Origin of the sequence: Pumilibacter intestinalis (assembly GCF_943193005.1) — a bacterium.
Classification (GTDB): Bacteria; Bacillota; Clostridia; order Christensenellales; family Pumilibacteraceae; genus Pumilibacter; species Pumilibacter intestinalis.
In genome coordinates, this window is sequence record NZ_CALPCH010000004.1 from 1 (window position 1) to 24,961 (window position 24,961).

At 48.5% G+C, this 24,961-nt stretch carries 30 protein-coding genes and 7 tRNA genes; 10 read left to right on the plus strand and 27 right to left on the minus strand.

The features are described from left to right. Positions 1-15: 15 nt before the first annotated feature. From NFR55_RS10495 to NFR55_RS02790, 25 genes are all read right to left on the minus strand, one after another. Positions 16-150: a hypothetical protein gene (locus tag NFR55_RS10495; protein WP_275556903.1), complete on the minus strand. Its 135-nt coding sequence runs from the start codon at positions 148-150 to the stop codon at positions 16-18. Between the two features lie 2 nt (positions 151-152). Next, on the minus strand, positions 153-1,562 hold the full coding sequence (gene atpD, locus NFR55_RS02675; RefSeq protein WP_251545978.1) for a F0F1 ATP synthase subunit beta: 1,410 nt from the start codon (positions 1,560-1,562) through the stop codon (positions 153-155). Then, the gene (gene atpG, locus NFR55_RS02680; protein WP_251545979.1) at positions 1,546-2,436 is read right to left on the minus strand and encodes an ATP synthase F1 subunit gamma; all 891 of its coding nucleotides are present in this window, start codon (positions 2,434-2,436) and stop codon (positions 1,546-1,548) included. Before atpG ends, atpD begins: the two co-directional genes overlap by 17 nt. Before the next feature lies 1 nt (position 2,437). After that, positions 2,438-3,949 carry a F0F1 ATP synthase subunit alpha gene (gene atpA / locus NFR55_RS02685; RefSeq protein WP_251545980.1) on the minus strand — a complete coding sequence of 504 codons (1,512 nt, stop codon included), beginning with the start codon at positions 3,947-3,949 and terminating at the stop codon, positions 2,438-2,440. 10 nt (positions 3,950-3,959) lie between these two features. Continuing rightward, entirely contained in the window at positions 3,960-4,178 is a 219-nt protein-coding gene (locus NFR55_RS02690; protein WP_251545981.1) for a F0F1 ATP synthase subunit delta, read from the minus strand. Beyond that, the gene (locus NFR55_RS02695; RefSeq protein ID WP_251545982.1) at positions 4,175-4,663 is read right to left on the minus strand and encodes a F0F1 ATP synthase subunit B family protein; all 489 of its coding nucleotides are present in this window, start codon (positions 4,661-4,663) and stop codon (positions 4,175-4,177) included. Before NFR55_RS02695 ends, NFR55_RS02690 begins: the two co-directional genes overlap by 4 nt. A gap of 8 nt (positions 4,664-4,671) precedes the next feature. After that, positions 4,672-4,932, minus strand: a complete 261-nt coding sequence (gene atpE, locus NFR55_RS02700; protein WP_251545983.1) for an ATP synthase F0 subunit C — start codon at positions 4,930-4,932, stop codon at positions 4,672-4,674. 18 nt (positions 4,933-4,950) lie between these two features. After that, positions 4,951-5,643 carry a F0F1 ATP synthase subunit A gene (locus NFR55_RS02705; RefSeq protein WP_251545985.1) on the minus strand — a complete coding sequence of 231 codons (693 nt, stop codon included), beginning with the start codon at positions 5,641-5,643 and terminating at the stop codon, positions 4,951-4,953. Positions 5,644-5,765: 122 nt separating this feature from the next. Beyond that, on the minus strand, positions 5,766-6,137 hold the full coding sequence (locus NFR55_RS02710) for a YraN family protein (protein WP_251545987.1): 372 nt from the start codon (positions 6,135-6,137) through the stop codon (positions 5,766-5,768). Then, on the minus strand, positions 6,130-6,744 hold the full coding sequence (locus NFR55_RS02715; RefSeq protein ID WP_251545989.1) for a ribonuclease HII: 615 nt from the start codon (positions 6,742-6,744) through the stop codon (positions 6,130-6,132). The genes NFR55_RS02710 and NFR55_RS02715 overlap by 8 nt, the downstream gene beginning before the upstream one ends. A gap of 1 nt (position 6,745) precedes the next feature. After that, on the minus strand, positions 6,746-7,588 hold the full coding sequence (gene ylqF, locus NFR55_RS02720) for a ribosome biogenesis GTPase YlqF (RefSeq protein ID WP_251545991.1): 843 nt from the start codon (positions 7,586-7,588) through the stop codon (positions 6,746-6,748). A 17-nt stretch (positions 7,589-7,605) separates the two neighbouring features. Beyond that, positions 7,606-8,283 carry a tRNA (guanosine(37)-N1)-methyltransferase TrmD gene (gene trmD / locus NFR55_RS02725; protein WP_251545993.1) on the minus strand — a complete coding sequence of 226 codons (678 nt, stop codon included), beginning with the start codon at positions 8,281-8,283 and terminating at the stop codon, positions 7,606-7,608. Then, positions 8,273-8,785, minus strand: a complete 513-nt coding sequence (gene rimM / locus NFR55_RS02730) for a ribosome maturation factor RimM (protein ID WP_251545995.1) — start codon at positions 8,783-8,785, stop codon at positions 8,273-8,275. Before rimM ends, trmD begins: the two co-directional genes overlap by 11 nt. Before the next feature lie 55 nt (positions 8,786-8,840). Then, entirely contained in the window at positions 8,841-9,068 is a 228-nt protein-coding gene (locus NFR55_RS02735) for a KH domain-containing protein (RefSeq protein ID WP_251545997.1), read from the minus strand. 18 nt (positions 9,069-9,086) lie between these two features. Then, the gene (gene rpsP, locus NFR55_RS02740) at positions 9,087-9,383 is read right to left on the minus strand and encodes a 30S ribosomal protein S16 (RefSeq protein ID WP_251545999.1); all 297 of its coding nucleotides are present in this window, start codon (positions 9,381-9,383) and stop codon (positions 9,087-9,089) included. 37 nt (positions 9,384-9,420) lie between these two features. Further along, entirely contained in the window at positions 9,421-10,752 is a 1,332-nt protein-coding gene (gene ffh, locus NFR55_RS02745; RefSeq protein ID WP_251546001.1) for a signal recognition particle protein, read from the minus strand. Further along, complete coding sequence (ylxM, locus tag NFR55_RS02750; RefSeq protein WP_251546003.1) at positions 10,736-11,068, minus strand: YlxM family DNA-binding protein; 333 nt, start codon at positions 11,066-11,068, stop codon at positions 10,736-10,738. Before ylxM ends, ffh begins: the two co-directional genes overlap by 17 nt. 117 nt (positions 11,069-11,185) lie before the next feature. Beyond that, positions 11,186-12,085 carry a signal recognition particle-docking protein FtsY gene (gene ftsY, locus NFR55_RS02755; protein ID WP_251546005.1) on the minus strand — a complete coding sequence of 300 codons (900 nt, stop codon included), beginning with the start codon at positions 12,083-12,085 and terminating at the stop codon, positions 11,186-11,188. Positions 12,086-12,096: 11 nt separating this feature from the next. Continuing rightward, the gene (gene smc / locus NFR55_RS02760) at positions 12,097-15,690 is read right to left on the minus strand and encodes a chromosome segregation protein SMC (RefSeq protein WP_251546008.1); all 3,594 of its coding nucleotides are present in this window, start codon (positions 15,688-15,690) and stop codon (positions 12,097-12,099) included. A gap of 75 nt (positions 15,691-15,765) precedes the next feature. Then, positions 15,766-16,215, minus strand: a complete 450-nt coding sequence (locus NFR55_RS02765) for a ribonuclease III family protein (protein WP_251546010.1) — start codon at positions 16,213-16,215, stop codon at positions 15,766-15,768. Continuing rightward, positions 16,208-17,221, minus strand: a complete 1,014-nt coding sequence (gene plsX, locus NFR55_RS02770; protein ID WP_251546012.1) for a phosphate acyltransferase PlsX — start codon at positions 17,219-17,221, stop codon at positions 16,208-16,210. The genes NFR55_RS02765 and plsX overlap by 8 nt, the downstream gene beginning before the upstream one ends. A 73-nt stretch (positions 17,222-17,294) precedes the next feature. Next, complete coding sequence (gene rpmF / locus NFR55_RS02775) at positions 17,295-17,483, minus strand: 50S ribosomal protein L32 (protein WP_251546013.1); 189 nt, start codon at positions 17,481-17,483, stop codon at positions 17,295-17,297. A gap of 87 nt (positions 17,484-17,570) precedes the next feature. Continuing rightward, positions 17,571-18,461 carry an SPL family radical SAM protein gene (locus NFR55_RS02780; RefSeq protein WP_251546016.1) on the minus strand — a complete coding sequence of 297 codons (891 nt, stop codon included), beginning with the start codon at positions 18,459-18,461 and terminating at the stop codon, positions 17,571-17,573. Between the two features lie 2 nt (positions 18,462-18,463). Further along, the gene (locus tag NFR55_RS02785) at positions 18,464-19,381 is read right to left on the minus strand and encodes a SufB/SufD family protein (RefSeq protein ID WP_251546018.1); all 918 of its coding nucleotides are present in this window, start codon (positions 19,379-19,381) and stop codon (positions 18,464-18,466) included. Positions 19,382-19,384: 3 nt separating this feature from the next. After that, the gene (locus tag NFR55_RS02790; protein WP_251546020.1) at positions 19,385-20,098 is read right to left on the minus strand and encodes an ATP-binding cassette domain-containing protein; all 714 of its coding nucleotides are present in this window, start codon (positions 20,096-20,098) and stop codon (positions 19,385-19,387) included. Between the two features lie 169 nt (positions 20,099-20,267). Between NFR55_RS02790 and NFR55_RS02795 the strand changes: the two genes are divergently transcribed. The 8 genes from NFR55_RS02795 to NFR55_RS02830 all read left to right on the plus strand — a co-directional run bounded on the left by NFR55_RS02795 (position 20,268) and on the right by NFR55_RS02830 (position 22,363). Then, positions 20,268-20,341, plus strand: a tRNA-Gly gene (locus tag NFR55_RS02795). Between the two features lie 4 nt (positions 20,342-20,345). After that, positions 20,346-20,422, plus strand: a tRNA-Arg gene (locus tag NFR55_RS02800). A gap of 16 nt (positions 20,423-20,438) precedes the next feature. Beyond that, positions 20,439-20,515: transfer RNA gene (locus tag NFR55_RS02805), tRNA-His, on the plus strand. Between the two features lie 10 nt (positions 20,516-20,525). Continuing rightward, a tRNA-Gln gene (locus NFR55_RS02810) sits at positions 20,526-20,600 on the plus strand. 39 nt (positions 20,601-20,639) lie between these two features. Further along, positions 20,640-20,715, plus strand: a tRNA-Gln gene (locus tag NFR55_RS02815). A 4-nt stretch (positions 20,716-20,719) separates the two neighbouring features. Beyond that, positions 20,720-20,795: transfer RNA gene (locus tag NFR55_RS02820), tRNA-Lys, on the plus strand. Positions 20,796-20,904: 109 nt separating this feature from the next. Then, positions 20,905-22,233: a replication-associated recombination protein A gene (locus tag NFR55_RS02825; RefSeq protein ID WP_251546023.1), complete on the plus strand. Its 1,329-nt coding sequence runs from the start codon at positions 20,905-20,907 to the stop codon at positions 22,231-22,233. Positions 22,234-22,279: 46 nt separating this feature from the next. Beyond that, positions 22,280-22,363, plus strand: a tRNA-Leu gene (locus tag NFR55_RS02830). Here NFR55_RS02830 and NFR55_RS02835 read toward each other — a convergent pair. Beyond that, complete coding sequence (locus NFR55_RS02835) at positions 22,342-22,713, minus strand: hypothetical protein (protein ID WP_251546025.1); 372 nt, start codon at positions 22,711-22,713, stop codon at positions 22,342-22,344. The two genes, NFR55_RS02830 and NFR55_RS02835, sit on opposite strands and share 22 nt — an antisense overlap. Positions 22,714-22,742: 29 nt before the next feature. After that, complete coding sequence (locus NFR55_RS02840) at positions 22,743-23,195, minus strand: recombinase family protein (protein WP_251546027.1); 453 nt, start codon at positions 23,193-23,195, stop codon at positions 22,743-22,745. A 324-nt stretch (positions 23,196-23,519) separates the two neighbouring features. On the opposite strand from NFR55_RS02840, the gene NFR55_RS02845 reads away from it, so the two are divergent. Next, positions 23,520-24,161, plus strand: a complete 642-nt coding sequence (locus tag NFR55_RS02845) for a CatA-like O-acetyltransferase (RefSeq protein WP_251546029.1) — start codon at positions 23,520-23,522, stop codon at positions 24,159-24,161. An 88-nt stretch (positions 24,162-24,249) separates the two neighbouring features. Next, positions 24,250-24,888 (plus strand): CatB-related O-acetyltransferase, encoded by a 639-nt coding sequence (locus NFR55_RS02850; RefSeq protein ID WP_251546031.1) that lies wholly within the window; start codon positions 24,250-24,252, stop codon positions 24,886-24,888. The last annotated feature ends 73 nt before the right edge of the window (positions 24,889-24,961 follow it).

The window sequence follows — 24,961 nt, forward strand, 5'->3', positions numbered from 1 at the left end:
GAAGACAAGATACTTTTAATGCGGGCAATGGGCGCAAACAAATTTCAGATACTGTTTAAGCTCTTGCTCCCCAATTATAAGCGACTCTATGTTTCCCGAAAAAAACTCGCGGTCGGGGGTTACTATGTTAAGCATAAAACTCTTTTCCATGCTCAGTGCCCCTTTGCCTTTTCTTTCACCTCGTCGAGGTCGCCCGCCATATAAAACGCGCTTTCGGGATATTCGTCGGCGTTTCCTTTGAGTATTTCGTCGAAACATTCAACGGTGGTTTTAACGGGTACGTAACGCCCTTCCATGCCCGTGTATACGCTTGCAACAAACATAGGTTGCGAAAAGAAACGCTGTATTTTGCGGGCGCGGTACACCGTGCGCTTATCCTCTTCACCCAGTTCGTCCATGCCGAGTATGGCTATTATGTCCTGCAATTCGGCGTACCGTTGCAAAGTTTCCTGCACCTTACGCGCAACGCGGTAATGCTTTTCTCCCACTATTCTCGGCTCGAGTATTCTGCTTCCCGACGAAAGCGGGTCTACGGCGGGATAAATGCCCTGTTCCACAATTTTGCGCGACAGCACCGTGGTAGCGTCGAGATGGGCGAAAATCGCCGCGGGCGCGGGGTCGGTCAGGTCGTCGGCGGGAACGTATACCGCCTGTATGGAGGTAATCGAGCCGCTTTTGGTGGTTGTTATCCGTTCCTGTAACGCGCCCATTTCGGTAGCGAGCGTAGGCTGATAACCCACCGCGCTCGGCATTCGCCCGAGCATTGCCGAAACCTCGCTTCCCGCCTGCACGAAACGGTAGATGTTGTCTATAAACAGCAAAACGTCTTTGCTCATTTCGTCGCGGAAATATTCAGCAACGGTAAGACCCGTGAGAGCAACTCGCATACGCGAACCGGGCGGCTCGTTCATCTGCCCGAACACGAGCGCGGTTTTATCCAATACGCCGCTTTCGGTCATTTCGCTTATCATTTCGTAACCTTCGCGACTGCGTTCGCCAACGCCCGTAAACACCGAGTATCCGTTGTGTTCGTGCGCCACGTTGCGAATAAGTTCCATTATGAGTACCGTTTTGCCTACGCCCGCGCCGCCGAACAGTCCTATTTTTCCGCCGCGGGCATACGGAGCTATGAGGTCTATAACTTTTATGCCCGTTTCGAGCACTCGCGCGGAAGGCGACTGTTCGAAAAATTCGGGAGCTTTGCGGTGAATGGAAAGATGTTTTTCCGCAACTATTTCGCCCTTGTTGTCTATCGGTTCGCCGAGTACGTTCATTACTCGCCCGAGCACGCTCTCGCCTACGGGCACTTTTATCGGTTCGCCCGAGGCGTAAACCTCCATGCCTCTGCTCATTCCGTCGGTTGCGCGCAACGCTATGCAACGCGCCACTCCGCTACGCACGTGACTGAACGCTTCGAGCGCGACAAAATTGTTTTGAGCCATTTTCACCAACAGTTTCTCGTGAATTTTAGGCATATAAGTGCCGTCGAATTCCACGTCGACCACGGGTCCCAAAACAACTATTACTTTGCCTTTATGAAGATTTTCAGTTTCGGTTTTCATTCTGCACTCCGTTTGCCGCCGTTACTATTTCGCTCAGCTCGTCCGTAACGGTTTCCTGCCTTGCCCTGTTGTAGTCCACTTGCAACTTTTCGAGAAGCTCGTTTGCGTTGCGAGTCGCGCTGTTCATCGCACTGCGCCGCTGACTGTGCTCGCAAGCCGAACTTTGTATCAAAGCGCCGTATATCATAGCGGTTAAATACTGCGGTATGAGCGTCGCGAGCACCTCTTCGGGCGAAGGCTCGTAATATATCCGTTCGCACTCTCGTGCGTCCGCAATGTTCTCGTCGCGCTCGCCCAACACCTCGTTGCGGTCGAACGGCAACAACTTGAGCACGGAGGGAGTCATTTTGCCGCGCCCTTCCATTGCCGTGTAAATTATATACGCTTCGTCAATCTCTCCGCGGTCGAACATTGAGTATACGCGTTCGCTCATCTCCGCCGCCTGCTTTACCGACGGCTCGTAAGACGCGTCAGCAAACGCGCCGTCTATGGCTATGCCGCGATTGGTAAAATACTCTTCGCATACTTGCCCTACGGCAAACACGTGCGGCTCGATACTGCGCGTTATTTCCCTTTCGGCAAACGCCAAAATATTGTGGTTAAACCCGCCGGCAAGCCCTTTATCCGAAGCTATCGCAATAAACGCCGCTTTGCGCTTTGCCGACTGCATAAAAACTTTGTGTTCCGCTTTCTCGGTGCGCAATATTATATCGCTTATAACGCCGCGTATCGTTTCGAAATACGCCTTGTTGTTTTCATAGCGGCGCAAAGCCTTGCGCATTTTGGCAACCGAAATGGTTTCCATTGCGCCCGTTATTTTCCTCGTATCGGAAATGCTCTTTATGCGATGCTTTATATCGGAAAAATTCTTCATGTTACTTTTTGAATATCCTTCCGAATTCTTCCACCGCGTCTTCTATGGCAATCCCCGTGTCCATGCTTATATCGCCGCTCTTGCGTACGTCTTCCACAACCTGCGGATACGCGGCAACGAGATAGCCGAAAAATTCCTCGTTGAAACGCGCCGCGTCTTTTACGGCTACGTTTTTGTTGAGTTCCTTCATGGTTATATACAGCAAAATTATCTGCCGCTCAACGGGAATTGTAACATGTACGTCCTGTTTGAGCGTTTCGGTGGTGCGCCGCCCCTGCTCGAGCTTTGCCGCAGTTTGAGAGTCGAGGTCCGACCCGAAACGGGCGAACACCGCAAGTTCACGGTACTGCGACAAATCCAAACGCAGTTTGCCGCTAACCTTTTTCATGCCCGGTACCTGCGCGGCAGACCCCACGCGCGAAACCGACAGTCCCACGTTTACCGCGGGGCGAACGCCCGAATTGAATAACTCGCTTTCGAGATATATCTGCCCGTCCGTAATGGATATGATATTTGTAGGCACGTAAGAAGAAATATCGCCCGCCAAAGTTTCCACAATGGGAAGCGCGGTAATCGAACCTCCGCCCTTTTGCGCCGAAAGTTTTGCGGCTCGTTCCAAAAGTCGGGAATGCAGGTAAAATATATCTCCCGGATACGCTTCGCGCCCCGGCGGACGCTTTAACAGCAAACTCATCGACCTGTAAGCAACCGCGTGCTTGCTGAGGTCGTCGTAAACTATTAAAACGTCTTTGCCCTCATACATGAACTCTTCGGCAATAGCGCACCCGCTGTACGGCGCGATATACTGAAGCGGCGCGGAGTCTTTGGCGGTGGAGCACACTATAACGGTGTAGTCCATAGCGTCGTGCTCGATAAGCGTGTGCAGTATTGACGAAACGCTGCTCGCCTTTTGACCTATGGCAACGTATATGCACACAACGCCTTTGCCTTTTTGATTTATTATCGAGTCTATCGCAATAGAGGTTTTACCCGTCTGCCTGTCGCCTATTATAAGCTCGCGTTGCCCTCTGCCTATGGGAACCATGGAGTCTATTGCTAATATGCCCGTTTGAAGAGGGGTATTCACTTTGCCGCGGTCGGATATTTCGGGCGCGGGTGCTTCTATGGGGCGGCGTTTCGCGCCCTTGATTTCACCCATTCCGTCTATGGGCGTGCCGAGCGGATTTACCACCCTGCCCAAAAGTTTTTTGCCTACGGGCACTTCCACAATTCTGCCCGTGGCTTTTACTATCATGCCCGCCGAAGCCTTGTCTTCTTCTCCGAGCACAATCGCATCCACCTCGTTTTCGTAAAGTCCGAGAACTATAGCCTGAGTTTCGCCACCCACGTCCAAAAGTTCGCCGTATTTCGCCGAACCCAAGCCGTCTATTTTTATCACGCCGTCGCCCGAAAAACTCACTCTGCCCGCGGGTTTAACGGCATAGTCCAAAGTTACGGAATTGATTTTTTTCCGTATCCCCGTTTCTATCAGCGTTATTTCTTCCTGTTCCATAGCTCTCCGTTCAGCTCAAGTTGCGCTTCATTTTTGCCAGTCTGCTCGAAACGGTGGAGTCGTAATAATCGTTTCCGTCTATTATGAGCAAACCGCCGAGTAACGCCGTGTCTATGCGATATTCGTATTCCACAGCGTTACTGTGCTTTTTTCCGAAGATTTTTTCTATGCGAAGCCTGTCTTTTTCGGTCAAAGGTTTTGCCGAGAACACGCATACTTTTTCGGTCATTTCTCCCACTCCGAAAGACTTTCGTCTATAATACGGCGGTTATCCTCTTCGCTCACCTCGCGCTCGAGTATCTTGCCCGCTATTTCCACGGCAATGTGCCCCACGCTGTCATGCAATTCGTTTTTGATACGGTGTCGTTCGGCAACAGCCTCTTTTTGGGCGTTCTCCACAATAGCGTCGGCTTTGCGCTGTGCTTCCTCTATTATTTCGCCGCCGCGACGCGCCGCCTTTTCGTTTATGCGCGCGCTCTCCGCGAGCGCGTTTTGCTTCATTTCGTCGTAGCTGTTTTTGAGTTCTTCGGTTTCCTCGTGCATACGGCGATTTTCTTTGTAAATTTCGTCGAGCTTTTGTCTATGCCCCGCAATTATCTTTTTTACGGGTTTGAACAAAAGAAAATACAGCGCAACGATAAGTATTACCAAATTTACGGCGTGAAACAATATATCCCAACCGCCGAGTCCGAGTTTTTCAAATATCTCTTTCATTGCCTGTCTTATAGCACCATAATGAGAATAGCCACGAGAACGCCGTATATTGCGGTGGTTTCGGCAAACGCAAGACCGAGCATCATCGAACTGCGTATTTTATTCGCGGCCTCGGGTTGTCTTGCTATGCCGTCAACCGATTTGCCGCCTATAATGCCCATTGCGATTGCCGCGCCGAAACCGGTAAGTCCGGCAATGCCCGCTCCTATCGCTTGCAGTCCGTCGGCAGACGTAAGAAACGCCATTATTGCAGTAAGTACGGGAACCATTTTGTTACCTCCGAAATTTTATTCTATAGCCTCGCCTATAAAACTCATAGACAGGAACATAAATATATAACTTTGTATAAGCGCGTGAAAGAGCGTAAATATCACCGAACCTACGGCAGGCAGAGCAATGTTCAAATAAACGGGCAAGCTGTAAATAAGGTGCATGATTATATAGCCCGAGAACACGCTCCCGAACAGTCGCAAAGCCAAGGAAAAAGGCACTACCACGTCGCTAATCACGTTTATCGGATTGCAGTAATGCAACAGCCTTCTCGCCTTTTTCTTATGAAAGCCGAAAAACGCTATGAGCACGAAAGACATAAGTCCGAGCGCGAGTCCCGCGTTTAAGTCGCTCGTGGGCGGGCGCATGCCCGTAAGTTCCATAAGCGTGCCGAGCGCGATAAATCCGGCAAGCGCGAAATAGAAAGGTCCTACAAATCCGCCGTAATTGCCGTTTTGTTCGCGAGCCGACGAGTCGAAGATATTAACCATCGCTTCGATAAACAGCCTGAACCCCGAAACGTGTTCGTCGTCTTTTCGCCAACGCGGTATGAAGAAAATGCGAACGACGAGCGCAAACAACACAAGCGCAAGCATCGTGACAAACGCGCTTACCATGGTATCGGTGACCTGCAAAGGTCCTATATTGAATACCGTTTCGGGCGGGATTGAAACGCTCACCGCCAAAACGGTTTGAGGCATAACCGACATTGCAATTTCCTTATATCTTATAACTTATACATATTTTACACCCAATCGCACACGATTGCAAGTGTTTTTTACTTTATTTTGTATCCCTGCCCGTCCTTTTATTCCGAGCACAGGCGTGCCGCTCAATATCTCAAAAAACTGTCGAACGCGTTCACTATGTGATTTACGGTGCCGTCCTCTATGTAAACCTCTATTACGTCAAAACGAACGGGCACGTCAAAGTATCTGTATTTCTTTATGTACTGTGCGGCAACCTCGCTTATTTTCCTTCTCTTGCGGTAATCCACCGCTTCGGCGGGAGTGCCGAACTCGTCGTTTAAGCGGGTTTTTACCTCTATGAAAACAAGCGCGGAACTGTCGGCGGCAACAATATCAAGCTCGCCCAAACGGGTCGAGAAATTTTTATGAAAGATATCGTAGCCCGCTTTTTTGAGATAGGCGCACGCTATTTCCTCCCCGCATTTGCCTTTTGCTTTATTGTCGCGCTTACTCATTACCTTGCTCTCCGATAAAGTTCTTTATAAAAGTGTTTCGGTGTATGGGACACTTTCCGAACTGCTTTAACGCGTTAATATGGTTTGCCGTTCCGTACCCTTTGTTTCTGGAAAAATCGTACTCGGGATACATTTCCGCATAACCGCGCATGAGCCTGTCTCTCGTAACTTTGGCTATTACGGAAGCCGCGGCTATATTGTAACTCGTAGCGTCGCCCTTTATTATGGGAACGCACTCGCAAGAAATATCCAAGCCTTTTACCGCATCTACAAGTACTATGTCAGGCATAACGCCCATATTTTCGCATGCGGACTTCATTGCGAGCTTGGTTGCGTTAAGAATATTTATCTCGTCTATCTTCTCGCGCTCCGCTATTCCCACGCCGTAAGCCACTGCTTTCTCGGTAATCAACGCATACAAACGTTCCCGCTTGTTCTCGCCTAGTTTTTTGCTGTCGTTTATGCCGTCTATAATTTCGTTGAGCGGCATTATAACGCACGCCGCAACCACGGGTCCTGCGAGCGGACCTCGCCCCGCCTCGTCTATTCCCGCAACCGTTTTAGGCAAAAACTTTCTGTCGTATTCGAATAATTCCACGGTTTTCATGTTACTCAAATTCCGAAACTCTGTCAAAGGTTATCGCGCCGAGCCTGCCTCTGCGCAAATCGTCTATAAGCGCAAGAGCCGCTCGCTCGGTATCCGCACTACCGCCTTTCAACAAATAGCCGCGCGACCTCGCAACGGCTTGCAAGCACTCCTCTCCCGTCGATTTTTCTATATTGTAGCGCGAAGTTATAGCTTCGGGATACAACTCGTTCAACTCGTCGGCAAGCGAACACGCAAGCTCGTAAGTATCGAGTATTTCGTCTTTTATACTGCCTATATAAGCAAGGCGGCGAGCCACGCGCTGGTCGCTCAATTTTGGATAGAGCGTACCCGGAGTGTCGAGCACCTCGAGTCGCTCGTTTACGCGCACCCACTGTTTGCCGCGCGTAACCCCCGCCTTGTTGCCAGTAACGGTTTTCGCACTGCCGCAAAGATTGTTTATTATGGTGGACTTGCCCGTGTTGGGTACTCCGAGCACCATGCACTTTATGCTTTTGCGCACGCCTTTAAGAAGAGCTTTGTTTATCTTTTCGTCGCACAGCTCGCGTATTGCATTCAGTACGGGCGCAGTGGATTTGGATGCGGTTGCGCTAAGCGCTATTGCCCTTCGTCCGTTTGCGCTCAAACGCGCAATACACTCGGAAACTCGCGTTTTATCGCCGAGTTCGGCCTTGTTTACCGCATATATGACAGGCATACTACCCAACATGCTCTCGAAATTGGGGTTAATACAGCTAAGCGGTGCGCGCGCGTCAAGCACGTACACCACCGTGTCGGCAATGCGCAGGTTCTCTTCTATCATGCGCATTGCTTTGGTCATATGTCCGGGGTACCAATTTATCACTCGGTTTTTCTCCGTTATCAAGTTTCGTTTTTTATTAAGTCGGGGCGGCGCAAAGCGGTGATTTTGCGCGACTGCTCCCTGCGCCATTTTTCCACGTTTTCGTGATGCCCGCTCACAAGCACTTCGGGCACCTTCAATCCCTCGAACACTCTCGGGCGCGTGTATTGCGGATATTCGAGCGACGAACTTGAAAAGCTCTCGTCCACCGCCGACTGCTCGCTGCCGAGCACACCCGGCACAAATCTCATCAGCGCGTCTATAGTCACCATTGCGGCAAGCTCTCCGCCGGTGAGAACGTAATCGCCAACCGACAGTTCTTCGTCTACGCACAAATCAATCGCGCGTTGGTCCACGCCTTCGTAATGTCCGCACAAAAAAAGCAAATCGCCGCATGCCGACAGCTCTTTGGCTTTTGCCGCCGTAAGCGTTCCGCCTTTGGGCGACAAATATATTCTGCGGCACGAATGCTCGGAGTCTACGGCTTGCACCGCGTCGAATATGGGTTGCGGAGTCATAACCATACCCGCACCTCCGCCGTAAGGATAATCGTCGCACTTAAAGTGCTTATTTTTACTGTAATCTCTTATGTTCACGGCGCGGAAATTGACTATTTCGCCATCAAACGCCCTTCCCGTAACGCTGTGCTTGAGTGCGTCGAACATTTCGGGAAACAGCGTAAGCACGTTAATCGTCATAAACGCAAACCTCGTTGAGCAGTTTTTCGATTACGGCGAATTTCTTTTCCGCAATATTCACGCTCGAAACAATGCGATTCAAAAACGGAAACCTGAACTCTTTTCCGAGAGAACTCACGGCGCATATCACGTCTACCGCTCCGCCGTTTTGCAATACGTCGGTTATCTTCCCGAGCTCCTTTCCGTTCTCGTCAACCACGGCGCAACCTATGAGGTCGGTTATGAAATACTCTCCGTCGTCAAGCTCTACCGCGTTCACTCTGTCTATGCTCAAAAACTTGCCGCGCAGCATTTCGGCGGCGTTTCTGTCGTCTACGCCCTGCAATTTCAAAAACACGTAACCGCGGTCTATACGCAGTCCGAGCATTTTGTAAGGCTTGCCGTCTATATACAAAACGCGCAATTTTCCGAAACGCTCGGCACAAGCCGTAAGAGGTTTTACTTTCACCTCTCCGGCTATGCCTTGCGCTTTGATTATTTCTCCTACGGTGATATAGTCCATATTTCCTCGTATAACAAGAAGAGAGAATTTGTGGAAATTCTCTCCTCGTAATGCCTTATTCCGCTTCCAAAATATCTACGGTGTACTGCTTTTCGCCGCCCGCGCACGCCGCTTTCACTATCGTGCGGATAGACTTGGCTATTTTGCCCTGTCGGCCTATAACCTTGCCCATATCGGCTTTGTCTACGCTTACCGTAATTATGCCGTCTTCCGTTTCGTTTATGCAAACGGCTTCTTTATTGCTCACGAGAGCGTTTACGAGAAATCGCACGAGTTCAGTCATACTCATTAACTCCTCGCCTTATTCGGCTTTCTTTTTCTTAACGGCTTTGGTTTTTGCGGGCGCTTTCTTTGCGTTCTCTATAATTCCCGCGTTTACGAACATAGCCTTAACCGTATCGCTCGGCTTTGCGCCCACGGTGAGCCAGTGCTTGGCTTTCTCGGCGTCTATCTTTATCTCGGCAGGCTCGGAAAGCGGGTTGTAAGTTCCCACTATATCGATAAACTTGCCGTCGCGAGGTGCGCGCGAATCCGCAACTATAATGCGGTAGAACGGACTTTTCTTGTCGCCCATACGTGTAAGTCTGATTTTTACCATTTGTTAATACTCCTTTAACGTGTTAATTACTTATTTATTAAAACGGGAAGCGTCGTCCGCCTTTCCCCATTTTTCCGTTTTTCATCATCTTCATCATTTCTTTGGTCTGCTCGAATTGTTTGAGCAAACGGTTTACGTCCTGTATAGACGTGCCGCTTCCCGCGGCGATACGTTTGCGGCGCGACGATTTTATAACGTCGGGATGCTCGCGCTCGTACATAGTCATTGATTTGATGATGGCTTTGAACCTTTCTATTTGCGTTTCGTCTACGTCTTTTTCGCTTATGCGCATGTTGTTCGGTAGCCCCGGTATCATAGACATTACCTCGGAGAGGTTGCCCATTTTGCCGAGCTGCTCGAACTGAACGAGGAAATCGTCGAGAGTGAACGCCGACTCGCGAAGTTTTTTCTCGAGTTTTAGCATTTCCTCTTCGGTTACCGCGGATTGCGCTTTTTCTATAAGCGTGAGAACGTCGCCCATTCCGAGAATTCGCGAAGCCATTCTGTCGGGATAAAAGGGTTCGATATCACCGGTTTTCTCGCCCGTGCCGCAAAATTTAATGGGCTTGCCGGTAACAGCTTTTATAGAGAGAGCCGCGCCGCCGCGGGTATCTCCGTCGAGCTTGGTGAGTATAACTCCCGATATATCCAGCCTTTGATTGAAGGTTGCCGCTACGTTTGCCGCTTCCTGACCGGTCATGGCGTCTACCGTAAGCAGTATTTCGGTGGGATTAACAGCTTTCTTTATCTCTTCGAGCTCGCGCATGAGCTCTTCGTTTATTTGCAGTCTGCCCGCCGTATCTATAATAAGAGTGTCGCAACCTCGGCTCAACGCTTCGTCTACCGCAAGTCGCGCGGTTTTTACGGGGTCTTTGTCGCCGCGTTCGAACACGTCGGTGTTAACGCTTTTGCCCACCACTTTGAGCTGATTTATTGCCGCGGGACGGTAAACGTCGCAAGCCGCCAAAAGCGGTTTTTTGCCCTGTTTGCGCAGTAGTTGCGATAACTTTCCGCACATTGTGGTTTTGCCCGCGCCCTGAAGCCCCACCATCATTATCACGGTAGGCAGTTTGCTCGATACGTTCAACTTTGCGTTCGTAGAGCCCATAAGCTCCACGAGTTCGTCGTTGACTATCTTAACCACCTGCTGACCGGGAGTAAGACTGTTGAGTATCTTTTCCCCGACAGCTTTCTCGCTCACTCGCGCGACAAAATCTTTCACCACGCCGAAATTTACGTCGGCTTCGAGTAAAGCCACGCGTATCTCGCGCATAGCCTGTTTTATTTCAAGCTCACTGAGTTTTCCGCGCGATTTTATCTTGCTGAAGATGTGATTTAATTTTTCGCTCAGGCTACCGAACAGTCCCATATCGGCTCCTTATATACTCGTCTATTTCGTCAAGTTTGGCGGCAACCGCGCCCGTTGTTTCGGTTCTCACCGCCGCTATGCGCGCGTTGAGTCCGGAAACGAATTCTTTCACTCCGAAACGGCTTTCATACTTAAGCAGGCTCTTTTCGGCGTTTTTAATCGCAAAATGCACAGCCTGACGGCTCACTTCGTAATTGTCGGCAATTTCCGAAAGCGAAAAGTCGCGAACGTAGTAATCGGTCATCATGTCGCGCTGTTTAGAGGTAAGGGCGTCACCGTATATGTCCGTCAAGGCAATAAACGATAAATCTTTCATGTGAGCAGTTCCTTTTGCCAAACAAAAATACGAGCTTAAAGTATATTTACTTTACACTCGTATTATATCATTTTACCGATTTGTTTGTCAAGCAAATTAACGGTACAACCGTAAAATTTATTCTATTATCGCCTCTATAAAATCGCGCGAGTCGAATTCTTCGAGGTCGTCTATGCCCTCGCCCACGCCAACGTAAACCACGGGTACGCTTAGTTCGCCCGCAATTGCGAGCACAACGCCGCCTTTTGCCGTTCCGTCGAGCTTGGTTAGAATTATGCCGTCTATATCTATGGCTTCGTTGAATACGTCCACTTGAGATATGGCGTTTTGTCCCGTCGTGGCATCGAGCACAATATAGTTGAGATACATGCAGTCGGGATATTCGCGCACTATTATGCGGTTAATCTTTTTGAGCTCGTCCATGAGGTTCTTTTTGTTGTGAAGCCTGCCCGCGGTATCTATGAGCAAAACGTCCGTTTTCTTGCTCTTCGCGCTCGCTATGGCGTCATACACCACCGCGCCGGGGTCCGCACCCTCGGCATGCTTAACTATGCGCACGCCCGCCCTTTCCGCCCAAACCGTGAGTTGGTCGGCGGCAGCCGCGCGGAAAGTATCCGCGGCAACTATGGTAACGCTCTTGCCCTCTTTTTTGAACTTTTTGGCGAGTTTGCCTATTGCGGTGGTCTTTCCCACTCCGTTCACACCCGCCACAAGCAACACAAGCGGATATTCGTATTCGGGCACGGGATTTTCGTCGAGAATATCCACCATAAGACTTTTGAGCTCGTCTTTAACCTCCGCCGTGTTCCTTATGCGCTTTTCGTCTATAACGTCGCGCAAGTCGTCCATGAGTTTTTCAACCGTTTCCGCTCCGATATCCGACGAAATGAGAGCCATTTCGAGTTCGTCGTAAAAATCGTCGGTAAGAACGCCGCCCGTAAACAACTTATTGAGTTTATAGGCTATCGTTTCTTTGGTCTTTTTCAGTTTCTCTTTGATTTTGGCGAAAAATCCCATATGCTTTCTCCTTACTGTTGCCCTTCTTCGAATTTCATGGCCTCGCTGAGCTTAACCGATACAATCTTACTTACTCCCTTTTCTTCCATGGTAACGCCGTACAAACTGTCGGCAAGTTCCATTGTGGGTTTGCGGTGAGTAATTACTATAAACTGCGTGTCCTCGGAGAACCTGCGCAGATATTTCGCAAATCTGCCCGCGTTGGCGTCGTCGAGAGCCGCCTCTATTTCGTCGAGAACGCAGAACGGCATGGGTTTAAGGCGCAGTATAGCAAACAGTATGGCTATAGCCGTGAGCGCACGTTCTCCGCCCGAAAGCAGGGATATGCTTTGCAGTCTTTTTTCGGGAGGCTGCGCCACTATCTCTATGCCCGCGTCGAGCGGGTTCTCGCTGTCGAGCAACAACAGGTCGGCGTTGCCGCCGTCGAAAAGCTCTTTGAATATCTTTACGAAATTTACTCTTATCTGCTCGAAACGCTCCGTGAATTTTCCGAGCATTTCCGCGCTCAATTCGTTGATTATCTTCAAGAGGTCGGCTTCCGCTTTTACGAGGTCTTCGCGCTGTACGTCCATTTCATGATAGCCGGCGTACATTTCCTGACACTGCTCAATCGACGCGAGGTTGACGTTTCCGAGCGCGTGCATTTGGCGATTGAGTTTGCCCGCCTCTGCAACGCCCTTTTCAAAGTCGTAATCCTCCACCTTAAACGGCAGACAGTCCGCATACTCGAGCTCGTAATCGGTCTTTATCTTTTCTTGCATCTGCTCTATGTCGGTATCCACTTTGAGCAATTGCATTTCCTCGCGACTCTTGCGGTCGTGCAATTGCTGCAATTCGTTGATAAGCTCCATACGGCGCGTATCGAGCGAAGCGAGCGTAACTTGCACATCTTGCTTGTAGTCGTCGAGATTGGAAAGTTTATGCCGTATTTCCCGCACGCGGTTGCTGTCGGCGTCGCCCTCGGCGTTTACCGAAGAACTTATTTCCGCGTCGAGCTGAGCAATCAACATATCGTTTTCGGCAATCTGCTTGGTGTCGTATTCTATCTTGAGCGATATGTTTTCGAGATTGGTTTTAAGACGCGCGAGTTCGCCGTCCGCCGAAGAGAGTTTCCCTTCGAGCATGGAAACTTTTACTCGCGCCGAAGTCATCTTTTCGTGCAATTCATCGCGCTGTTTTCTTAGTGCGTCGAACTGCTGCCGCTGTTCTTCGCCGCTTTCATTGGCGTCGTCTTTTTTGCCGCGCACTATCTGCTCGAGCGACTCCACGCTGTCGAAATCGCGCGTTATGGTTTCTATGCGCTCGCGTGCGCCCGTAAGCTCGGCTTCGAGCAAAGCAAGACTGTCTCCGAGCTCCTCGGTTTCCGCAAGGAATTTGTTGAGCACCTCGGTGCGCGTGGCTATCTCAACGTCCGCCTTGTGTTGCGCCTCGCCGAGAAGCCTTATTTGCTCGCTCGCAATCTTCTGCTCTTTTACTTTTTCGTCGCGCAAAGCGTTCAACTCGGCAAGCGACTTGTCCATTTCGTCGAGCTGCGTTTTGAGCGTTTCTATCTCTTTTTCGTAACCGAATACGTTTGTGGACTCCGCTTTTTTACTGCCGCCCGTAATAGAGCCGTGCGGAGTGAGCACCTCGCCGTCGCGGGTAACAATCTTAAAGCCGTACCTCGCCTTTCTCGCTATCGCAATTGCGGTATCCATGTTTTCGACCACGACGGTGTTGCCCAACAATCCCGAGAATATGTTAAAATATTTCGAGTCGAATTTCACGAGGTCGGAGGCTATGCCGCACACGCCCTTTTCACCGAGCAAATACTTGTATTCCGCTTCGAGAGAGCGCGGTTTCATTGACGACATGGGCAAGAAGGTGGCTCTGCCGCTCCGCGAACTTTTCAAAAATTCAATGAGATATTTGGCGTCTTCTTCGTTGCGCGTAACTATATTTTGCACCGCGTTGCCGAGCGCGGTTTCTATCGCGGTTTCGTATCCCTCGCCCACGCTCAAAAGCGAAGCCACAACGCCCTCTATTTTGTCCGACAGGTCTTTGCGCTGTTTCGCCTCGGAAAGCAATTTTTTTACGCTGTACGCAAACCCCTCGTAAGACTGTTGCATTTCGGTAAGCATCTTGTGGCGCGTTTTCGCCATGTAGTACTTCGCGCTTATGCCGTCTATCTTTTGCGCCGCCTTGTTTATCTCCGCAACGCAATCGTTGTTTATTTCGTAATACTTGTCGAGTTTTGCCGTTACCGAATTCTTTTCGGATACAAAGCCGTCTATTTCGGTTTTGAGAGTCGCGCTCTGCTCGGTGGAAAAAGCGAGCTTTTCGCTTATTCCCGCAATTCGTTTGGCAAGGTCTTCGCTTTGAGTATGCAACGCCTCGCGCTCCGCCACGAGTCGCGACATGTTGGAACGTATTTCGGTCAGCTTGTCCATGGCTTCCACCACCGCGCGGTGGTTAGACTCCACTTCGCCTTCGCCTTGCGCGAGAGTGTCAACAACGGACAAATACTCGCCGTCGAATTTCTCCGCTTCGCTCTTTGCCGCCGCAAGTTCCGCCGATAGTTTTTCTATCTGCTCCTCGCCCGCGCTTATAAAAGTTTCGGTTTGCTTGTAATCGTCGCCGAGCTGTGCGTTTTCTTCTTTGAGACGCTCGTTCTGCGTGTTGAGATAGCCGAGCCGCTCTTTCAAAACCTTTATTTCGCCCGCGGCTTTTTCCAATCCCACAGTAAGCTCGAGCAATTCGTCGCGCAACGAATTTATGGATTTGTCGGTGTCGCCCAAACTCTCCATTGTTTCGTTGTATTTCACGGTGGCTTCGTCACAGTCTTTTTGGCGCAGTTCTATTTGCTCGCAAACTCCGTTTAATCTGTCCTGTATCGCGCCTTTCGCCTGACTCGCCGAATCGAATTGATGTATGTATATGTTTATTTCGTGAGTCTTTAGCCTGTCGCGCAGTTCGAGCCACTTTCTCGCCGCCTCCGACTGCTTTGTGAGAGGTTCGAGCAAGCTCGCTTTTTCGCGCAAAATATCTTCCACGCGCACAATGTTTTCGCGCGTGCGGGTGAGTTTGCGCTCGGCGTCTATTTTGCGTGCCTTAAACTTTGATATACCCGCCGCTTCTTCGAATATGGCGCGACGGTCCTCGGGTTTGGCGCGCAATAATTCTTCTATTCTGCCCTGACCTATAATGGAATAGCCCTCTCTGCCCATTCCGCCGTCGCGCAATAAGTCGGTGATATCTTTCAGCCTGCATTGCGTTTTGTTCAGGCAGTATTCGCTCTCGCCGCTGCGATAAAGTTTACGCGAAATCACAACCTCATCGTAATCGAGCGACGGGAAAAGCTTTTCGGTATTGTCAAAATACAAGTTTACTTCGCAGTAAGAAAGCGACTTGCGGTTTTCCGTTCCGTTGAATATTACGTCTTGCATGGAGTTTCCGCGCAAAAGTTTGGCGGACTGCTCTCCGAGCACCCAACGTATAGAATCGGCTACGTTACTCTTGCCGCACCCGTTAGGACCGACTATTGCGGTAACGCCCGCACCGAATTTTACTTCCAGCCTGTCGGCAAACGACTTAAAGCCGGCAACTTCCAATTTCTTAAATTTCAAACCTGTCTTCCTTGTTCAGAAATCTTTTCAAATAATATTGTAGCAAAAAACAACGCGAAAATCAACGATATGAAATTACTTTTCCGATTCGGAAAGCAAATGCCGCGCAACGAACTCGCGGGCGGGTTTAAGCCCTCCGTCGAGATATATCGCGCCGAGCGCGGCTTCGAACAAATCGGATATCGGCTTTTCTCCGAAATCCGCAAGACCCATTTTCGCGCCTTTGCCCATTCGGCAACATTCCAAAAGTCCCATCTTTTTTACGGCGGCGGCAAGCGGCTTGCGCGACACTATCCCTTTGCGCAGTTCGGTCAGCACGCCCTCGTCGGCGGGCGTTGCGCGATACAGCAGTTCGGCGGCAATCAGATTGAGCACGCTGTCGCCCAAATACTCGAGCCGCTCGTTGCTTTCTCCGCCGTATTCGTTTACGTAAGATTTATAGGTAAGAGCGCACAAAAGCAACGACTTATCCGAAAAAACGTAGCCTATTATGCTTTCGGCTCGCGAAACGCAGTCGTTATTCATTTACGGAAAACTTTTCGAGCTCTTCTTTTATGCCGCCCGCGAGGTCGGCGTCAATCATCTTTTTTACCTGACGGAGCGCGGCGGAAACCGCCTCGGGATTAGCCGCGCCGTGAGCTTTTACCACCACTTTGTTTATGCCGAGAAAAGGTGCGCCGCCGTAGGCGTTGTAGTCCATGGATTTCTTGAGCTTGCGGAAAGCCTTTTTCATAAACAACGCACCGAATTTTGCGGAAGCGGACGCCATAATCGCGCTTTTGAGTTCGCCCATTACCATTTGAGCCGTGCCCTCCACCGATTTTAACAGTACGTTGCCCACGAAACCGTCGGCTACGAGAATATCGTATTCGCCGGTGAGAGCGTCGCGCGCTTCCATGTTGCCCTTAAAATTTATGGGCAGTTTTTTGAGCTGTTCGAACACCTCTTTGGTAAGCGCGTTTCCCTTGTGGTCTTCCACGCCCACCGAAACGAGCCCCACTCTCGGATTTTGTATGCCGTAAACCGAGCGCATGTAGCACACCGCCATGAGCGTGAACTGCACCAAAAAGTCGGGACGGCTGTCTACGTTTGCGCCGCAGTCTATCAGGCATACCCTGCCGCCGCCGCGAGTGGGCAAAAGCGGCGCGAGCGCGGGGCGCAAAACTCCGTTAATTCTCCCCACCTTGAGCACGCTGCCGGTGAGCACCGCTCCGGTACTGCCCGAACTTATCATTCCGGCAACCTCGGCGTCTTCTTTTAGCAAATCGAACGCCTTAACCATCGAGGAGTCTTTTTTTGCGCGTATTGCCGTTGTGGGAGCTTCCTCGTTGCTGATAACCTCGGGAGCGTGCTCTATAAACACGCGGCTCGAGTCGTATTTGTATTTGGAAAGCTCGCGCTTCAAAATTTCTTTGTCGCCCGTAAAAACCAATCCCACGTCTTTGGTTTCGTTCAGAAAGTCAATGCCGCCCTTTATTTGAGAATACGGCGAAGTATCTCCTCCGAACGCGTCTACGGCTATCTTCATCATATACAAAATCCTCCGTTAAATAAAACAGCTCCGCAAATCCTAATGCGGAGCCATCGGTAAAGCACAGTGGAAATTATTCCTTGTCTTTCTTAATGTCAATCTTCTTTACACCGTCATAGTATCCGCAATTTTTGCAAACTCTATGATTTTGTTTCATCTCATGACACTGCGGACATTCGCTAATAGAAGGATTAGATATCTTCCAATTAGCAAAACGAGAATTACCCTGTTTCTTAGACGCTTTATGCTTGGGTACTGCCATTTTTAGCACCTCCTATTAACTAATTTTAATCATGCTATAATAGTATACATGCTTCGCATTAACTTGTCAAACAAATTAATGCGATTTTCAGAAATCAAACAAAGAAATCTGTTGCACCTCATACGGGCGTTTGTTTTCGGCAACTATATCTTGCATAGTATATTTGAGTCCGAGCTTGCGGCACTTGTCGGTTATCGCCGCAACGAGAGCTTCGTTGTTGGGCGATACGCACATGTAATCGTTGCCGTAAGCGTCGCAATATTTTTGCTTCGTACCCGGAAAAAGTTTTTCCGCTTTATCCAAAAAGTGCACGCGCTGGCTGTCGCGCAACGTAACGCCGAAAGCATAGCCGAAATATACGAATTTGCAACCTGCCTCCGCCGCCTTGTCCGCAATGGAGAGAACGCTCGCGCTGTCGTCTTCCAAAAACGGCAAAACGGGAGTCATGAGAACGCCCGTAAATATTCCCGCGCGACTCAATTCCTCGAGCGCGGCAAATCTGCGCTTAACCGAACACGCTTTCGGCTCCAACTTTTTAGCCAAATCGTCGTAAGGAGTGGTAACGCTGAATTTGATATTTACGGGAGAATGGCTTGCTATAGAGAGCAGAATATCGGTATCGCGCAGTATTAAGTCCGATTTGGTTTCGAGCGAAACACCGAAACCGTATTTATCGAAAAGTTTGAGCGCACCGCGCGTAAGTTCCGCCTCTTTTTCGCAAGGATTGTAACTGTCGCTCATTGCGCCGAGTCCCACAATCCCCTTTTTTCGCTTTTTGCAAAGTTCCTCTTCGAGTATTGCGAGCACGTTCCGTTTGGCTCGCACCGTATCGAACCGCTTTATCGCATAACAATCGCTCCTGCTGTCGCAATATATGCAACCGTGACTGCATCCGCGATACAAATTGGCGTTATAGTCGCACCCGAACCACTCGCTTTCTCCAACCGCAAGCACCCTTTTAGCTTCTATGTATTCCATAATCAATCCAAAAATCCGTGTATTATAGTGTCTTCCGCCTGTTTTTCGTCCAAGCCCAAAGTCATGAGCTTAAGCAGTTGCTCTCCCGCTATCTTTCCTATAGCCGCTTCGTGTACAAGGCTCGCGTCGCTGTGCGCCGCGTCTATTGCGGGCGTGGAGCAAATTCGCGCCGAGTCGGTAAGAATTCCGTCACACTCCACGTGCCCGAAACAACGGTTTTTCCCTATAAGTCGCGATTTGAAATGCTGATAAGACTTTCCGCGAGCAACGCTCCTGCTTATTATATCCGCGCTGCTGTCCGCCCCGAGCAACTTAACGTCGAAATCGGATACCGCGCGTTCGTTACCGTCGGTGAGCAGTTTTTCCTTAACAAGCAATTTGGCATTGCCGCGCAGAGTCGCGGTAGTCTTTCTCACGGTATCGGTAACGCCGCCGAGTTGCGTGGTTTCCATTATCATAACCGAATTGTCTTTCTGAAAAACTTTCGTTACGGGAAAGAAATTCTTTCCGCCGCTTCCGTCGCCTGAGCCAACGTGTCGCTCCACGTATCGCACCTTCGCGCCCTCTTCCAAATGAAATGTGTGTATTCCGTCGTGCACGCTGTCGCCGCTCCCGCAATTGTGTATCCCGCAACCCGCCACAATGGTAACGTCGGAATTCTTTCCTACATAGAAATCGTTGTAAACAACGTCGTGAAAATCGCCCGCCGTGATGAGCACGGGAATGTGCACGCTCTTGTTTTTCACGTTGGGCTTAACTATTATGTCTATGCCGCTCTTGTCGGCTTTGGATACTATTTCTATATCCGCGTTCGAATTGCGGGCAATGCTCTCTCCGTTTTTTCGAATATTGTAACTGCCTTCGGGCACTCCGTGCAGTTCCGCTATTTGCTCCAAAAGTCGTTCGTCCGTTTTATCCATGTTCTACCTCTTAAGTCTTCCGCAAGTTTCGTTTTCGGCAAGTTTGGGCAACATCTTCTCCCGTTCGCCCAATTCGGGCGGCGCGTTGTGATTTACGAGTATTATATTGTCCGCCACGTCGAGTATCTTTTTTTGATGAGTAACTATTATAACGGATTTATCTTTTAGTCCCAAAAACGTGTTTATAAGCTCTTCGAAACTCCATAGGTCTATGCCCGCCTCGGGCTCGTCGAGCAAAAACACGTCGCCGCCCTTGGCTATCGCCGAAGCGAGTTCTATGCGCTTAAGCTCCCCGCCCGAAAGAGTCGAGTCTATTTCACGGTTTACGTAATCTTTGGCGCACAAGCCCACCGCCGACAAATAATTGCACAGCGTGCCTACGTCGCTCTCTTTGCCGCTCGCAAGACTTAGAAGTTTTTTAACGGTTATGCCCTTAAAACGCACGGGCTGTTGGAACGCTATGGAAAATCCCATGCGCGCCCGTTCGGTTACGTTCATATCGGTTATATCTTTGCCGTTGTAAAATATTTTTCCGCCCGTAGGCTTTTCTATACCCATGAGTAGTTTCATGAGCGTAGACTTGCCCCCGCCGTTTTGCCCCGTTATTGCTGTAATGCAATTATCGGGAACGGTCAAATTCACGTTTGAGAGTATTATCTTTTGCTCTTCGGCGTTACCGTCTTTCACGCCGAACGATACGTTTTTAAGTTCAATCATTAAAAAGTAGCTCCGTTAATCCGCTTCGTTTGCATAATTTCGCGCTTTTTACCGCTTTTACAGTATATCACAACCGAAAAAAAAAGACAAGAAAAAAATATTTGTATAATGAATATTCAAACAGTTGACATATTTTGCGTATTATGTTATTCTTGATAAGCGTTAATTCGCGGGTGTAGCTCAATGGTAGAGTTCCAGCCTTCCAAGCTGGCTGCGTGGGTCCGATTCCCATCACCCGCTCCACTCTGCGCCTGTAGCTCAGTTGGATAGAGCAACGCCCTTCTAAGGCGTGGGTCAGGGGTTCGAATCCCTTTAGGCGCGCCATTGCCGAAATACTGTGGTGGGTATAGCTCAGCTGGTTAGAGCGCCAGATTGTGGCTCTGGAGGCCAAGAGTTCGAATCTCTTTACTCACCCCATTATTTATTTAGGGGTGTCGCCAAGCGGTAAGGCACGAGACTTTGACTTTCGCACTCGCAGGTTCAAATCCTGCCACCCCTGCCACTTTCCCCTCATACCATGCCGAAAGGCAAAACAACCCGTAGGGGTGTCGCCAAGCGGTAAGGCAACGGACTCTGACTCCGTCACTTCGTAGGTTCAAATCCTACTACCCCTGCCATTGTGATTCATTAGCTCAGCCGGTAGAGCACTTGACTTTTAATCAAGGTGTCCCGGGTTCGAATCCCGGATGGATCACCACTTAAAACCGTACGTTATTGTGCGGTTTTTTCTTTTGCCACGTTTCGGCTTGATTTTTAACCGAGCAAATGGTATAATTATCTAAACGCAAAAGGAGCGAGCAAATAAAATGTCCGAGCAAAGCACTTTTTTCGAGAATACCTCCACCCAACCGTTGGCGGCAAGACTCAGGCCGCAAAATCTCGACGAATTCTTCGGACAAAAGCACTTGCTCGGCGAAGGCAAGATTTTAAGACGTTTGATTGAGGGCGACAAAATCAGCTCCATGATATTTTGGGGTCCGCCCGGAGTGGGCAAAACCACGCTCGCCCGCATAATAGCAAAAAAAACGCAGGCGAACTTTATAGACTTTTCCGCTGTAACGAGCGGCATAAAAGAAATCAAACAGGTTATGGAACAAGCCGAGAACAACCGTCGTTTCGGCGAAAAAACAATATTGTTTATAGACGAAATACACCGTTTCAACAAAGCGCAACAAGACGCTTTTCTTCCCTACGTGGAAAAAGGCAGTATAATACTCATAGGCGCAACCACCGAAAACCCGTCTTTTGAGGTTAACGGCGCACTTCTCTCCCGTTGCAAAGTGTTCGTATTGCAAGCATTGAAAACCGAAGAACTCACCGAGCTGCTCGCCAGAGCGGTATCGGACAATCGCGGTTTCGGCGGACAAAATGTAGATATATCGCAGGACCTGCTCGAAACAATCGCAAACTTTGCCAACGGCGACGCTCGCAACGCCCTTTCCACTCTTGAAATGGCGATACTCAACGGCGATATTTCCGCCGACAAAATAACCGTTACCAAGGAAACTATAGAGCAATGCACCTCAAAAAAATCGCTTTTATACGATAAAAACGGCGAGGAGCACTACAATCTCATTTCCGCGCTTCACAAATCCATGCGCAACTCCGACCCCGATGCCGCCGTTTACTGGCTTGCCCGCATGCTCGAAGCCGGCGAAGACCCCATTTATATCGCACGGCGCATTACCCGCTTTGCAAGCGAAGATATCGGTCTTGCCGACCCGCGTGCGCTCGAGATATCGGTAGCCGCATATCAAGCTTGCCATTTTATAGGCATGCCCGAATGCAGCGTGCATTTAACGCAAGCGGTCGTATACATGTCTTTAGTGCCCAAGTCCAACTCGTTATACGTAGCTTACGGCAAGGCAAAAAAAGACGCGCTCAAAATGCTCGCCGAACCCGTGCCGTTGGTGATAAGAAACGCGCCCACCAAACTAATGAAAGAACTCGATTACGGCAAGGGCTATCAATACGCGCACGATGCCAAAGACAAACTCACCGATATGCAATGCCTCCCCGACTCCCTGCTCGGAACGGAATACTATTTCCCGTCGGAAGACGGCATGGAATACAAGTTCAAAGAGCGTCTTAACGAAATAAAAAAGTGGAAACTCGAAAACGCGAAAAAACGATAAACCGTTGACTTTTCCCGCCATTTGCCTTATAATTTACTTATTCCGTGCGGATGTGGCGGAACTGGCAGACGCGCCGGCCTTAGGAGCCGGTACCGTAGGTGTGTGGGTTCAAATCCCTTCATCCGCACCATAACAGGGGTATACGAACACCCCGACAAGAGAAACCGAGTTTTCGGTTTCTTTTTCTTTTACGCCGTTTTTGTCCGCGCCGCCGTTTCCGTCGGGGTAATCGGGGAATATCAAGTTCAAAAGCAACTCGTTTTTCTGCCCGTCTTTCAGATTGAATATCAATTTCATTTTGTCGTCGTAAAGCAATACCCTATAAATAAACGTGTCAATTAGTGCCTTGCGGTTTTTCGTCTTAGTATAGTCCAATGTGCGGAAATGTTCTAACCACTTGCGTATATCGTCATAAGTGTAATTGATTTGCAACGCCTTTTCGCTCTCGATTGTCGCGTTCAGCTCGCGCGCTTGTCGCATTTGCCTTTAACGTGTCCGTTACAAGCATACTAAAAATACATTTCTTTGTTTTTGCTTGTGCCGCTGATACCCGTCATTTTGTTGCTACATTTTCCGCATATCAATTTTTCAGATAATAAGTATTCTTCAAGGGCTTTTCCTCTTGACGGTGCTTGCGCGTATTTCTCTAATACCCTTTGCACCTCGTCGAAAAGTTCGTCGTCAATAATGCGCGGCATACCGCCGTCAATTTCGTTGCCTTGAAAAATGTACTTGCCTAAATATATGTATTGAAAGCCCTTGCGTTTGCTATCCTCAATCATTTGCAAGAATTGGGTGCGCTTGTCGTTCGTCCCCGTCAAGTGTTCGTCGATATATTCGTGGACTATGCGTAAATCGCTCCGTTCCGCGAAAGCGTAACACTCTTTGAGTTGCCCCTCGATTGATTGGTAATTCTGCTTTGAACCGGGAGAATACCTTGCGTAGATGACTGCATTTTTCATAGCTTGCTCCTTTGCGCGGTCGTTGCGGACTGCGGCTTAAAAATTTTGTGTTCGCTTTGGTGGTCGTCTTAACCGGCAAAAAATGCCGTCGCAGACAAATTGTCAAGGCGGCGTATTCCGTCCACAGACGTTATCACAATAAAATTGATATTGTCGAAAAATTGATTACGCAAAAATATAAAATCCACTTTAATAAATAATCAAATCATTTACTTATGACAGCAAAAATGATATAATAGTTTTATCATAAATACAAGGAGGCAAGCGTATGCACATTGGGCTGGTTTCTACCTTCTAAAATTACAAAAATTTTAGGAGGTTAAAATGGAATATAAAATAATCAATTTAGACACTTGGGAAAGAGGTAAACTTTTTCGCTTTTTTATTGATAATTTACGCAATGTAATGAGTATGACGGTTGATATTGATGTTACGCCGTTAAAGGAATTTATTAAAGCGCAAGGGTTAAAATTCTATCCTACTATGATGTGGGTTATATCAAAGATAATAAACTCACATAACGAGTTCAAGTACGGCTGGGATAACGACGGTAATTTGATACGTTGGGAAAATGTATCACCTTATTATGCTGATTTTCATAAAGAAGATGAAAGTTGTGTAAAATTGGTAACTGAATTTTCTGACGACTTGGAAGAATTTCACTCTCATTATTTAGCCGATAAAGAACGTTATCAAAATTTAAGAGCGTTTGACTTAAAAGACATACCGAAAAATACTTTTGACGTAAGTTGTTTGCCGTGGGTAAAGTATAAGTGTTTTGATATTCACGTTTTTGACAGCGGAACATATCTCGCTCCCGTAGTTACTTGGGGAAAATATGAAATGGAAAATAATAGACTTATTATGCCGCTTTCAATGAATATACACCACGCAGTCGCGGACGGCTTTCATTTATGTAGGTTTTTTAATGAAGTTCAAGCGTTAATCAATACTATATTTACTTAATTTTGTTAAAGGAGTTTGCACAATGAAACTTTGCATTGTCTTTGCCGGAATAGTCTTAAAAAAATAAATTTATAAGGAGATGACTAAAATGGCTATTCCGGATAGCACAAAAATATATCCTCGCAGTGAGGATAAACAAATTGTATATTTGAAAAATGTAATAACAAACCCGAATATCGAAGTCGGAGATTTTACGTTTTATAATTATTTCGTAAATAACCCGAAAGACTTTGAAAAAAACAATGTTTTGTATCATTACCCTATCAACCACGATAAACTTATCATAGGCAAATTTTGCTCTATTGCTTGTGGCGCAAAGTTTTTGTTTAATAGTGCAAATCATACGATGCGTTCACTTTCAACGTACCCGTTTCCTATTTTTTATGAAGAATGGGAACACGGAATATGGGCAGATAAAGCATGGGACAATAAAGGTAACATTGTAATCGGTAATGATGTATGGATAGGTTATGAGGCGGTAATATTAGCGGGTGTAACGATTGGCGACGGTGCCATAATCGGTGCGCGTGCCGTTGTTACAAAAGATGTACCGCCATATACCATTGTGGGCGGTGTACCCGCAAAACCTATACGCAAGCGTTTTTCTGACGATACAATAAATGCGCTTTTATCTATGCGTTGGTGGGATTTGCCACCCGAAAAAATATTGGAACGAATAAACTACATTCAAACAGGAAATATTGCCGCCTTAAAAGATATGAGGTGAGCGTATGAAAATGTATGTATGCTGTCCTATCTGCTCAAAAACGCTTATACAAGCGGAAACAATTAAAAACGGA